Source organism: Cellulosimicrobium sp. Marseille-Q8652 (assembly GCF_965112045.1).
In genome coordinates, this window is record NZ_CBCOPS010000001.1 from 1621651 (window position 1) to 1634080 (window position 12430).

Here is a 12430-nt window from a genome sequence, read left to right on the forward strand (position 1 = left end):
GCGAGCAGGGTTTCTCCACATCGTTGTCCACAGGCTCGCCCACAGCCTGCTGTCCGGCGCGAGAACCGCTCCGACGGGACCCTGCGCGGTCCGCCGCCGACCACCGCGACGCCCGTCCGGAGCGTCCGTTTCGCTACCGCTCACATGGTATTGGCGGGAATCGGCTTTTTGCGAGGAAGGTGGTTGACTACCACACACGATCCTCCTGTGCACGTCGGCCGCGGCGAAGCGGTCGGCCCCACCCCGAAGGGACACCTCCCCCAGTGAAGAGACTCCTCGCGGGCGCCATGACCACGGCACTCGCCCTCGGCGGGCTGCTCGTCGCCACCGCCGCCCCCGCCTCGGCCCACACGCCCGTCGTCGTGGCCGACTGCGACTCGCTCGACGTCGACCTGAGCTACTACGCGAAGAGCGGCAACCGGGTGACCGTCGTCGTCGACGGGAAGACCCTCGCCGAGGACGAGTTCGGCGACCGCTACAAGAAGTCGTTCGAGCTCGACGGCTCGGCCGACCACGCGTGGAGCGTCTCCGTCGACGCCTCCGACAAGAACCGGTACGACTGGTCCGACGAGGGCACGACGACGGCCTGCCCGCCGGCCGCGGGCGAGGAGGGCGAGGAGGTCCAGGTGGGCATCTACCTGTACCCCAAGCTCGACGCGACGAAGGGCGCCGCCTGGGAGAACTCCGGCAAGCAGGAGCTCCTCGCGACCAAGACGCTCGTCCTGCCGGAGGACCAGCTGAAGAACGACGAGCACTGGTTCACGGAGCTGCCGGAGACCACGCTGCTCGACGACGTCGACCTGTGCCTCGGGTGGGGCGTCCAGCAGGACCTGCTGCGCGGCGGGCCCGACGAGTACACGATGCCTCCGACCCTCACGTACCCGGACGGGACGTCCATGGACGGACGCCTCGTCGACTGGACCCACCAGGAGCTCTCCGCCTTCGGCATCACGCTGCCGTCGGCCGAGGACTGCGCGACGCCTCCCGCCCCGCCCGTCGAGGAGGTCGACGAGCCGGTCGTCGTCGTCCCCGAGGCGCCCGCCCCCGTCACGGTGTGCGGTGCGGACTCGACCAGCCTCGTCGCCCCGGCGAACACCGCCGACGTGACGTACCTCGTCACGGACGCCGGGATCCTCGCGACCCCGACCGAGGGCCGCGTCTTCGGCGAGGACCTCGCCGGGTACACCGCCACGGACGAGGGCCTGCTGTTCCCGGTCGACCAGCTCCTGCCCACGGCCGAGGAGTGCGCCCTGGTCCCCGGTGCGATCGAGGCCGTCTGCGAGGCCGACGTCCCGTACCTGGGCTACGCGGTCGCCCTCCCCGAGGGCGTCGAGGCCGACGGCGACACCCCCCTGACGATCACGTTCCTGCACCCCCGCGGTGGCGAGGACTACGTCGTGACGGACCAGCCGCTGTCGGGCAGCATCCTGTGGCCCGGCGCCTCGGCGACCGAGCCGAAGCAGTGGCCCGGGTACGTCCGCAACGAGGACGGCTCGTACGCGCAGACCGAGGGCAACTTCGCGTGGACGCGTGAGGGCGTCCAGGTGCTGTTCGAGGTCAACCCGTCGTACCAGACGGTGGTGGACTACCCGCCGGCGTCGAGCGAGTGCGCGAACCCGCCGGTCACGCCCGTCGCGGACGAGGACGCCACGCTGGTGAGCGCCGGGGAGGACGACGAGCTCGCCTCCACGGGCGCGACCGTCGCGGGCGCGGCGACGTTCGCGGTGCTGCTCGTCGCGGGCGGCGCGCTGGTGTTCTGGCTGCGCCGACGCGTGCAGGCCTGACACGGGAAGGCCGGCCGGTCCGGCCCGGAGGCCCGTCGCGACGCACGTCGCGGCGGGCCTCCGCCGTTCCCCGACGGATCGCGCGAGGGACCGCCGACGACGCACGGTGCGGCGTCGGCGCCGCGCTCAGCCCCAGGTGTCGCGCGGACCCGGCCCGCGGACGGCACGCTTGCCGCGCCGGAAGCTGGGGCCGGCCGGCCCCAGCACCGTCACGCTCTCGACGACGCCCTCGCCGACCTCCTGCGCAAGGCGTTCGAGCAGGCGCGGGACCAGCAGGCGCACCTGCGTCGCCCACGCCGTCGAGTCTGCGCGCACCACGAGCACCTTGTCCTCGAACGTCTCCGGCTCGCAGTGGTCCGCGACCTGGTCGCCGACGACCTGGCGCCAGCGGCCGATCACGCCGCCGACCGAGACGTCCGCCACCCAGTCGCGCTCGCGCAGCAGGTGCGCCAGGACGTCCGACAGCAGCTGCGGGTCCCGACCGCTCGGTCGCGCGCCCGACGTGGGGGTGTCCGCGAGGATCCGACGTCGCGGTTCCTGACCGGGTCGCAGACCCTTGGCACGTGCCGCCGCCTTCGCCCGGTTGAGCGCCTGACGGGCGACCTCGGCGGGCGGCGTGAGGTCCACGACGTTCCCGACCGGCACCCCGGTCGCGCGGGCCGGGCGGTCGTCGTCGTGGTCGCGGGCGCCACGGTCGTCGGGGTCCTCGTGCTCCCGCGCCGGCGGGTTCTCGTCGTCAGTCGTCGACACGCTGCACCGTCCCGTCCTGGACGGCGAAGCGCGCGCCGACGAGCAGCGCCGGGACGTCCTCGGCGACGGCCGCGGTGATGATGACCTGGCCCGCACCCGCGACGAGCTCGGCGAGGCGGTCCCGGCGGCGCGCGTCGAGCTCGGCGAACACGTCGTCGAGCACGAGGACGGGCTCGCCGTCGGGCCCCCACTGGTCCGCCCACAGGAGCGAGTCCAGCCCCGCCGGGGCCCCGTCCTTCAGCAGCCGGTAGGAGGCGAGGCGCAGCGCGAGGGCGAACGACCACGACTCCCCGTGGCTCGCGTACCCCTTCGCGGGCAGGCCGCCGAGGGTCAGGACGAGGTCGTCCCGGTGCGGGCCCACGAGGTTCACCCCCCGCTCGATCTCCTTCGCCCGCACCTCGCGCATGGCGTCCAGCATGCGCTTCTCGAGCGTCGCCACGTCAGCGATGCCCGACGCCGGACCGTCGCCCGCCGGCTCCGGCTCGCCCCCTGAGCGCGCTGCGCCGTCCTCGTCCGCCACCGAGCGGGTCGCGCGGTCGTCCACCGAGGCCCCGGGCGTGCCGTCAGGGGACGACCCTGCCTCTCCGACCGCCTCGTCGACCGACGACCGGTAGGCGACGAGCGCCTCGCCCTGCCCGGCGCTCACCTGCTCGTACGCGTGCGCGACGTACGGGGTGAGCGCCGCGACGAGCTGCAGTCGCAGGGCGGTGATCTCCGCGCCCAGGCTCGCGAGCCGGGAGTCCCACACGTCGAGGGTGGCGAGGGCCGCCTCGGGGCCGCCGGCCTGCGCGGGCCCGGCACCGTCGTCGGGCACGGGAGGCTCCGGCGCGCGCGACGGGCGCCCCCTGCCCCTGCCGCGCAGCGAGGACGCGGACTTGAGCAGCGCGCCTCGCTGTCGCAGGACGCGGTCGTAGTCGGCGAGGAGCGCCGACACCCGGGGCACCAGGAGCACCGCGAGCTGGTCGAGGAAGCGACGGCGACCGTCGGGGTCGCCCTTGACCAGCGCGAGGTCCTCCGGGGCGAAGAGCACCGTCCGCACGACCCCGAGGACGTCCCGCGGGCGGGCGGCGGGGGAGCGGTTGATGCGGGCGCGGTTCGCCCTGCCCGGGTTGAGCTCGATCTCGACCGTGCTCGCCCGGTCGCCACGCACCACGCGGGTCCGGACGACGGCGCGAGGTGCACCGGCGCGGACGAGCGCGACGTCGCCCGCGACCCGGTGGCTCGTGAGCGTCGCGACGTACCCGATCGCCTCCACGAGGTTGGTCTTGCCCTGCCCGTTGGGCCCGACGAGGGCGTTGACGCCCGGCTCGAGCTCGACGTCGACGGTCTCGTAGGAGCGGAAGTCGACGAGGGACAGGTGGGAGACGTACATGTGCTTCTCGGTGGTGCGGAGAGGTCGGGCCGGCGCGTCGGGCGACCGCCGGTCAGGCGGGCGGCTCGAGCGGACCGGCGCCGGGTGAGGCCGGCCCCGCGGCCTTGACCGCGTGCCCGCCGAACTGCTGGCGCAGGGCGGCGACCGCCTTGAGCGCCGGCGACTGGTCCTGTCGCGACGCGAAGCGCGCGAAGAGCGCGGAGGAGATGACGGGGAGGGGCACGGCGTTGTCGATCGCCTCGTCGACGGTCCAGCGTCCCTCGCCCGAGTCGTCGACCCAGTCGTCGATCGCGGTGAGCTGCGGATCCTCCTCCAGCGCCTTGACGAAGAGGTCCAGGAGCCAGGACCGGACGACCGTGCCGCGCGTCCACGCCTTCATCGTGCCGTGCACGTCCGTGACGAGGTCCTTCGCGGCGAGCAGCTCGTAGCCCTCGGCATACGCCTGCATGAGGCCGTACTCGATCCCGTTGTGGACCATCTTCGCGAAGTGGCCGGCCCCGACGCCGCCCGAGTGGACGAACCCCTCCTCGCGCGGACCGTCCGGTCGCAGGGCGTCGAACACCGGCATCGCGGCCTCGACGAGGTCCTTCTCGCCGCCGACCATGAGGCCGTAGCCGTTCTCGAGGCCCCACACGCCGCCGGACACCCCGACGTCGAGGTAGCCGACACCCTTCGTCGCCAGCTCGGCGGCCCGTGCCTGGTCCTCCTGGTAGTAGGAGTTGCCACCCTCGATGACCACGTCGCCCGCCCCGAGCAGCTCGCCCAGCTCGGTGACGACGCCTCGGGTCGGGTCGCCCGCGGGGACCATCACCCACACGATGCGGGGACCGTCCGTCGGCAGGGCCGCCACGAGGTCGGCGAGCGACGCGACGTCCGAGACCTCGGGCCGCGGGTCGTAGCCGGTGACCTCGATGCCCGCGGCGCGGACGCGCTCGCGCATGTTGTTGCCCATCTTGCCCAGGCCGACGAGTCCGATGCGGGTGACCATGCGAGTCCTCCGGGTGCGTGTGGTGCGCTGTCGGGCGGTTGCCTCAGCCGGCGAAGCGGATGGGGACGAGCAGGTACCGGTAGGCGGACGAGTCCTCGCCGTCCAGGGACTCCTGCCCCGTGAACTCGACCGGCTTGTTCGGGTGCGTGAAGCTCAGGCGGACGAAGTCCGTCCCGAGCGCGCCGAGCCCGTCGAGCAGGAACTGCGGGTTGAACGCCACCGAGATCTCCTCACCGACCAGCACGGCCTCGAGCGCCTCGGAGGCCTGCGCGTCGTCGCCCTGTCCGGCGTCGAGGACGACCTGCCCGTCCGTGAACGACAGGCGGATGGGGGTGTTGCGCTCCGCGACCAGCGCGACACGCTTGGCGGCGTCGATCAGGGGCGCCGTGGGCACCACGGCGTGGATGGGCGTCTCGTCCGGGAAGAGCCGGCGCACGGCCGGGTAGTCGCCGTCGACGAGCTGCGACGTCGTGTGGCGGCCACCCGCCTCGAAGCCGATGAGGTCGACACCGGCGCCCGTGTTCAGGCCGACGTTCACGAGGCCCGAGCCGCCGAGCGACTTCGCGACGTCGTTGAGGGTGCGGGCACGCACGAGGGCGACCGCCGAGAAGCTGGGCGTGACGGGCGTCCAGGTGAGCTCGCGCAGCGCGAGACGGTAGCGGTCGGTCGCGAGCAGCGTGATGCGCTCGCCCTCGATCTCGACGCGGACGCCGGTGAGGAGCGGGAGCGTGTCGTCACGGCTGGCGGCGACGGTCACCTGTGCGACGGCGTGGGTCAGCTCGTCGCCGGAGACCGTGCCGGTGAGCTCCGGCATGGCCGGGAGGGCGGGGTACTCCTCGACCGGCATCGTCAGGAGCGTGAACCGGCTCGCGCCGCACGTCACGATGACCTTCGTGCCCTCGAGCACGACGTCGACCGGCTTCGCCGGGAGCGCGCGGGAGATCTCGGCGAGCAGGCGTCCTGAGACGAGGACCGTGCCCGGCTCGCTCACCTCGGCGGGGATCTCGGACCGTGCGGAGACCTCGTAGTCGAAGCTCGAGAGGCCGATCGTGCCCGAGGCGTCCGCCTCGAGCCGGACGCCGGCGAGCACGGGAGCCGGAGGACGGGTCGGCAGGGTCCGTGCCGTCCAGGTCACCGCGTCGGCCAGGACATCACGCTCAACCCGGAACTTCATCCCACACCCTCTCGTCCCCACGTCCAGGATCGGACTCGATCTTCACACGTGCCGGACGTCCGTGCTCGCCTGTGCCCGTCGGCCGCCCCGTGTCTCAGGACCGGGGGACCGGCGCGCCGCTCGACGGCGGTGTGCGCGGTGTCCGGGTGGTGCGGTCGGCATGGCGGCGGGTCGGTGAACGACGTCCTGTCCAGCATGAACAGTACGCGAGGACCGCGTTCAGGAGGAACCGGGAGGGCTGGCGGTGTGGGCTGTCGGCACGGGGGCCGGAGCGGTACGTCGACAGGTCCGGCGCGCTCCACGTCCCAGGCCTGATGAAGGCGCTCGAATTTCCCCCTCGATAGATCGTTAGTCGTCGTCATAGGGGTTGTGCATACGGTGGAAAACGACTGTTTGCGCAGGTCAGCGGCGTTTTCGGCATGTGGACGAGGTCGTGGGCGCGTTGTGGGTAAGTCGCACGACCTGTGGGTACCGGTGTTTTCCCCACAGGTCGTCCACCGGGGAGAGGGGCTCCGTCCACACGCAGAGGCCCGTCGTCCACAGTTATCCACAGCGACATGCACAACTGTGTACACCTGTCCGGGATGGTTCGACGGATCGGCAACGGTCCGTCCACAGCATGGTGTGGGTAAACCTGGTGATGACGCACGGAGGGGCGGCGCCTCGGGAGGGTGTGGACGCCCGGAGAGACTGCGCTTCCGGCAGCAGCGTTGCCCACAGGTTCCTGTGGATGGGTGTGGATATCTCCGCCCACACCCTGTGCGTGGCGGCGTCGTCCGGTGGTCTCCTCGGACAGCCGTGGCGTCCGCGGGCTCCGGGCGGGGGGACGGGCCGCGACCGGGGCGTGCACGACGAGGTGACTGGCAGACGGGTCGGTGGAGGTCCTGGTCGGACGTCGCCGCGGAGCGGTCCACCGTCGAGGCTCAGCCCCGGTGCTGCTGCTTGATGCGGCTCGTCAGCTCGGTGACCTGGTTGTACGTCGAACGGCGCTCGGCCATCTGCTCGGTGATCTTGCGGTTGGCGTGCATGACCGTCGTGTGGTCACGGCCGCCGAACTGCTGACCGATCTTCGGCAGGGAGAGATCCGTGAGCTCCCGGCACAGGTACATGGCGATCTGCCGTGCGGTCACGAGCACCCGGGAGCGGGAGCTGCCGCACAGGTCCTCGATGGTGAGACCGAAGTACGCCGCCGTCTGCGCGATGATCGCGGCCGGCGTGATCTCCGCGGAGTCCTCGTCGGTGATGAGGTCCTTGAGGACGATCTCGGCCAGGGGGAGATCGACCTGCTGCCGGTTGAGGTTGGCGAACGCCGTCACCCGGATGAGCGCGCCCTCGAGCTCGCGGATGTTCGTCGAGATGCGCGACCCGATGTAGGACAGGACGTCGTCGGGTGCGTTGAGCCGCTCGCTGCTCGCCTTCTTGCGGAGGATCGCGATGCGCGTCTCGAGGTCCGGCGGCTGGACGTCGGTGATGAGGCCCCACTCGAACCGGGAGCGCAGGCGGTCCTCGAACCCGTTGAGCTGCTTCGGGGGCAGGTCGGACGTGATGACGACCTGCTTGTTCGCGTTGTGCAGAGCGTTGAAGGTGTGGAAGAACTCCTCCATCGTCTGCTCCTTGCCCTGCAGGAACTGGATGTCGTCGATGAGGAGGACGTCGACGTCCCGGTAGCGGCGCTGGAACGCGCCGGCCTTGCCCTCGCCGATCGAGTTGATGAAGTCGTTGGTGAACTCCTCCGAGTTCACGTACCGCACGCGGACGTTGGGATACAGGTTGTGGGCGTAGTGCCCGATCGCGTGGAGGAGGTGCGTCTTGCCGAGGCCCGAGTCGCCGTAGATGAACAAGGGGTTGTACGCCTTGGCCGGCGCCTCCGCGACCGCCACGGCCGCCGCGTGGGCGAACCGGTTGGAGGAGCCGATGACGAACGTCTCGAAGACGTACTTGGGGTTCAGCCGGCTCGGCTCCGCCTGCGGCCGAGGAGGAGGCGGAGCCGGGAGGTCGGGGAGGTCGTCGTCGGGGTCGACGTACGGGCGCTCGACGGCAGGCCTCGAGGCGGGTGCCAGGACGGGCTCCGAGCTGAGCTCGGGATCGACGGTGATACCGAACCGCACGTCCCGGCCGAGACACGACGACATGGCGGTCACCAGCTCGTCGCGGACCCTGGTCTCCAGGTAGGTCCGCGTCTGCTCGTGCGGCACCGCGATGAAGACCGTGTCGTCGAGGATCGCGAGCGGCTTCGCCAGCCGGATGAACGCGATCTGCCGTGGCGTGATGTCCGGGCTCGCCTCGAGGATGCTCAGGGTCTGTGCCCAGACGTCGGCGATGCTGTCGGCCGGGTTCGCCACGGGCGGTGTCCTCACGAGGTCGAGGGTGTGCGTCGACGAGCGGTGGCCGCGCGACGGAGGGCGCGAGTGGCGAGGGTCGACGGGAGTCAGAGGGGTTGGTGCTGAGGACGATCGTGCCACGTCAAGGGCTCATCCACATAGTTGTCCACAGGCTGTGGGTTACTAGCGTGACAATCGGCTGAGGTCAAGACGCGCGCGTCGACCGACCGAGGATCGGCCCCAGCGCGGGTCCGCAGGTCGGGCTGCAGCGGCGGGCTCGCAGACGATGGTCGGGCGGTGTGCTGGGGATCGTCGTCGTGGCCGTGCTGGTTTGACCTGGGCGGGTCCGGCAGCGTAGCGTCATACAGCCGTTCCAGGTGCTCTTGGCGCGCCCGCGTGGACAGCGCGGGTCGAGCTGCGGGCGGAGTCGCGTCGCGCAGGACCAGCCACTGCACACGGTCCACGTGTTGCTCGCACCAGGACGGCCGACGAGGGGGAGACCGCTCGTCGCGCCACCCGAACCACCGACAGGGTCCACCGGAGCCTGTCACTGCATCGTCGAGGACATAGACGGTGTACCTCCCCGACGTTCTTGGAGTACCTCGTGAGCAAGCGGACCTTCCAGCCGAACACCCGGCGCCGGGCGAAGACCCACGGCTTCCGGCTGCGTATGCGGACCCGTGCCGGCCGCGCCATCCTGGCTGCCCGCCGTCGCAAGGGCCGCACCGAGCTCTCTGCCTGATCGCGTGCTCCCCGCGGCGCACCGACTGCGCCGTTCCGTAGATTTCGAACGGGCGGTGCGCCGCGGCGTGCGTGCTGGCAGGTCGACCGTGGTCGTCCATCTCTCCGAGGACCCTCGGGGCGACGACGCGCCACAGGTCGGCTTTGTCGTATCCAAGGCCGTGGGCAACGCCGTGCACCGCAACCGCGTCAAGCGCCGCCTCCGAGCCGCCGTCGCGCCGCATCTGGGCGCGCTTCCTGCGCGGAGCCGGACGGTCGTCCGAGCGCTTCCGGCGTCCTCGTCGGCGAGCTTCGAACAGCTGGACGGTGACGTCGCCCGCGGCCTCGACCGCGCTGCCTCCCGGTGGCGCGAGCGCGAGAGCGCTCGGCCGTGACCACGACCAGGACGCGCGAGGACCACGCCGCACCCACGGTCGAGGACGGTCGTCCCTCGGCCGGCTCGGCCGACGAGGGTGCGTCAGCGCCAACGGGCGTCAGGCACCGGGTCATCGATCTGCTTCGCCGAGTGCCGGCACTCACCCTGATCGGGATGATCCGGGCCTACCAGTCCGTGATCTCGCCCATGACCGGGCCCACCTGCAAGTACTACCCGTCCTGCTCCCAGTACGCCCTGACCGCTGTGCAGCGGCACGGTGCGCTGCGCGGCACGGGCCTCGCCCTCTGGAGGTTGCTCCGCTGCAACCCGTGGAGCCTCGGCGGGGTCGACGACGTGCCGCCGGCACGAGACGCGCACACGCACCAGTCCTGAGCCCCGCAGGGGGCGACCCACGAGCTTTGTCAGAAGGTTAGGGAGCAGTCACCGATGGACTTCTTCGCGTTCCTCGCCCCCATCGAGTGGGCCGTGGCGTGGATCATGTACCTGTGTCACCAGGGCCTCGTGTTCCTGGGGTTCTCCGACGGTCCGGGCCCCGCGTGGGTGCTGTCGATCGTCGGCCTCGTCATCATCATCCGTATCCTGCTCATCCCGCTCTTCTTCAAGCAGATCAAGGCCTCGCGAGGCATGCAGATGCTGCAGCCGGAGATGCAGGCGATCCAGAAGAAGTACAAGGGCAAGTCGGACCCCGCGTCCCGTGAGGCCATGAGCCGCGAGACCATGGAGCTGTACCGCAAGCACGGGACCAACCCGTTCGCGTCCTGCATGCCGATCCTGCTGCAGTCCCCGATCTTCTTCGCCCTGTTCCGCGTCCTCAACGGCCTCGTGCCGATCTCTGACGGCTCGGACGACCCGATCGGGCCGATCAACGCCGCGGTGGCGAGCGACATCGAGAGCTCGTCGGTGTTCGGTGCGAACCTCTCCGACGTCTTCCTGCGGACCGACGACCTCCAGGCGAGGATCGTCATCGCCGTCCTCATCCTCGCGATGTGCGCCACGACGTTCTTCACCCAGCGCCAGCTCACCATGAAGAACATGCCGAAGGCGGCCCTCGAGGGCCCGATGGCCTCGACCCAGAAGATGATGCTCTACGTCTTCCCGTTCATCTTCGCGGTCTCGGGCGTGAACTTCCCCGTCGGCGTCCTCGTCTACTGGACCACGACGAACCTGTGGTCCATGGGACAGCAGTTCTACACGATCCGCCGGATGCCGGCGCCGGGCTCCGAGGCCGAGCGCCTGCTCAAGGAGCGACAGGCACGCAAGAAGGCCGCGAAGGGGATCGTCGAGGACACGGCGCCGGTCATCGAGCAGCCCCGCGGTCAGCGGCAGCAGCCTAAGCGGAAGGACCGGCAGAAGCCCCGGCCTCAGGTCTCCGGACCGTCGGCTGCGTCGAACGGGCAGAAGGAGCCCATCGAGGATGCGCCCGTCGTCGATGAGGGCCCGAGTGATCCGCCGGTCTCCGGACCGGCGAAGAAGCCCAAGAAGAAGCAGTAGACCCCGCGCCATCGCGCGACCCTGCCGCACCGAGGAGCACCCGTATGCCATCAACCGATACCCCTGTGCCCGACGACACCACTGCCGACGAGGCCGCGACGCGACAGCCGTCCCGGCTCGAGGAAGAGGGTGAGATCGCGGCGGACTACCTGGAGGAGCTGCTCGACATCGCCGACCTCGGTGGGGACATCGACATCGACGTCGAGCACGATCGCGCCGCCGTCGAGATCGTCGCCGAGGACGCATCGGAGCTTGATCCCCTGGTCGGCGAGGACGGCGAGGTCCTCGAGGCTCTCCAGGAGCTCACCCGGCTGGCGGTCCAAGCGCGAACGGGCGAACGTAGCCGGCTCATGCTGGACGTTGCGGGATTCCGTGCACAGCGGCGGCGTGAACTGACGACGCTGGCCGAGGAGGCGATCTCGAGGGTGAAGAGCGAGGGTGCCACGGTGGCCATGGACCCTCTCAACGCGTTCGAACGAAAGGTCGTCCACGACGCTGTGGCGGCGGCTGGTCTCCGCAGCGACTCCGAAGGCGCGGAGCCGCAGCGCTACGTGGTCATCCATCCTGCCGCCGAGTAGACGAACCCCGACGAGCGCCCCTTGTTTCACGTGAAACAGGGGGCGTTCGTCGTTGGGCGACTGGCGACCGGGGCACCCGGAACGGTTCCACGTGAAACGATGGAGCGTTGATCGAGACGAGAGAGGGCGACGGATACATGGATGCTGCTGAGACGGGGGACCGGGACGCGTCAGAGCTGGACGAGTCGACGCTGGCGACCTACTTCGGTGAGGCATATCCACAGATCCAGGCGTACGCGCAGCGGCTCGAGAGCGAGGGCGAACTCCGCGGCCTGATCGGTCCGCGGGAGGTGCCGCGCATCTGGGACCGGCACATCCTCAACTCTGCCGCTGTGGTGCCATTCCTTCCCGTCAGGGGTCTCATCGCCGACGTCGGGTCCGGTGCAGGTCTGCCCGGCATCGTGGTGGCCGCCCTGAGGCCCGAGTCGACGGTCTATTTGATCGAACCGATGGAGCGGCGGTGCGCGTGGTTGACGGAGATCGCTCGCGACCTCGGGCTTGCGAACATCGAGGTCAAGCGCGGGCGCGCGGAGGAGTTCCACGGTGCGTTCGAGTGTGACGCCGTGACATCTCGTGCCGTCGCGTCGCTCGACAAGCTGGTGCGCATGTCTATGCCCTTGGTTCGGCCTGGCGGCGAGATGATCGTCCTCAAGGGGCGAAGTGTTGCCAACGAGGTCGACCCAGCACGCAAGGTGATCCGGAAGTTCAAGGGCTCCGAGCCTGAGATCATCGACGCGCCGACGATCCATGGTGTGGAGAGCACCACCGTCGTCCGTATCGTGCGGCAGACTGGGTCTCGCTGAGCACCCGGCACCTCGGAGACGACGTGGTGCGGGGTGGCGAGGACCAGTGGAG

Annotated in this window: 12 protein-coding genes; 7 read left to right on the plus strand and 5 right to left on the minus strand. The window is 70.7% G+C overall.

The features are described 5' to 3' along the window. Positions 1-287 precede the first annotated feature (287 nt). On the plus strand, positions 288-1784 hold the full coding sequence (locus ACWPWV_RS07130; RefSeq protein WP_454042233.1) for a hypothetical protein: 1497 nt from the start codon (positions 288-290) through the stop codon (positions 1782-1784). Positions 1785-1910: 126 nt separating this feature from the next. On the opposite strand, the gene ACWPWV_RS07135 is transcribed toward ACWPWV_RS07130, so the two are convergent. The 5 genes from ACWPWV_RS07135 to dnaA all read right to left on the minus strand — a co-directional run bounded on the left by ACWPWV_RS07135 (position 1911) and on the right by dnaA (position 8425). Further along, positions 1911-2411, minus strand: a complete 501-nt coding sequence (locus ACWPWV_RS07135; RefSeq protein WP_454042829.1) for a DUF721 domain-containing protein — start codon at positions 2409-2411, stop codon at positions 1911-1913. A 109-nt stretch (positions 2412-2520) separates the two neighbouring features. Continuing rightward, positions 2521-3906 carry a DNA replication/repair protein RecF gene (locus tag ACWPWV_RS07140; protein WP_454042234.1) on the minus strand — a complete coding sequence of 462 codons (1386 nt, stop codon included), beginning with the start codon at positions 3904-3906 and terminating at the stop codon, positions 2521-2523. A gap of 52 nt (positions 3907-3958) precedes the next feature. Then, positions 3959-4894 (minus strand): phosphogluconate dehydrogenase (NAD(+)-dependent, decarboxylating), encoded by a 936-nt coding sequence (gene gnd, locus ACWPWV_RS07145; RefSeq protein ID WP_454042235.1) that lies wholly within the window; start codon positions 4892-4894, stop codon positions 3959-3961. 43 nt (positions 4895-4937) lie between these two features. Then, on the minus strand, positions 4938-6068 hold the full coding sequence (dnaN, locus tag ACWPWV_RS07150; protein WP_454042236.1) for a DNA polymerase III subunit beta: 1131 nt from the start codon (positions 6066-6068) through the stop codon (positions 4938-4940). A 923-nt stretch (positions 6069-6991) separates the two neighbouring features. Further along, positions 6992-8425, minus strand: coding sequence for a chromosomal replication initiator protein DnaA (gene dnaA, locus ACWPWV_RS07155; protein WP_454042237.1), 1434 nt, complete (start codon positions 8423-8425; stop codon positions 6992-6994). A 568-nt stretch (positions 8426-8993) separates the two neighbouring features. Between dnaA and rpmH the strand changes: the two genes are divergently transcribed. The 6 genes from rpmH (at position 8994) to rsmG (ending at position 12378) form a co-directional block, all read left to right on the plus strand. Continuing rightward, positions 8994-9131 (plus strand): 50S ribosomal protein L34, encoded by a 138-nt coding sequence (gene rpmH / locus ACWPWV_RS07160; protein ID WP_012880118.1) that lies wholly within the window; start codon positions 8994-8996, stop codon positions 9129-9131. A 67-nt stretch (positions 9132-9198) separates the two neighbouring features. Further along, positions 9199-9504 carry a ribonuclease P protein component gene (gene rnpA, locus ACWPWV_RS07165; protein ID WP_454042830.1) on the plus strand — a complete coding sequence of 102 codons (306 nt, stop codon included), beginning with the start codon at positions 9199-9201 and terminating at the stop codon, positions 9502-9504. Between the two features lie 155 nt (positions 9505-9659). Then, a complete protein-coding gene (yidD, locus tag ACWPWV_RS07170; RefSeq protein WP_454042831.1) occupies positions 9660-9878 on the plus strand; it encodes a membrane protein insertion efficiency factor YidD in 219 nt (72 codons plus the stop codon). 54 nt (positions 9879-9932) lie between these two features. Beyond that, entirely contained in the window at positions 9933-10997 is a 1065-nt protein-coding gene (gene yidC / locus ACWPWV_RS07175) for a membrane protein insertase YidC (RefSeq protein WP_454042238.1), read from the plus strand. Positions 10998-11041: 44 nt separating this feature from the next. Next, entirely contained in the window at positions 11042-11575 is a 534-nt protein-coding gene (locus tag ACWPWV_RS07180) for a Jag family protein (RefSeq protein ID WP_454042239.1), read from the plus strand. Positions 11576-11682: 107 nt separating this feature from the next. Further along, positions 11683-12378, plus strand: coding sequence for a 16S rRNA (guanine(527)-N(7))-methyltransferase RsmG (rsmG, locus tag ACWPWV_RS07185; RefSeq protein WP_454042240.1), 696 nt, complete (start codon positions 11683-11685; stop codon positions 12376-12378). Positions 12379-12430 lie beyond the last annotated feature (52 nt).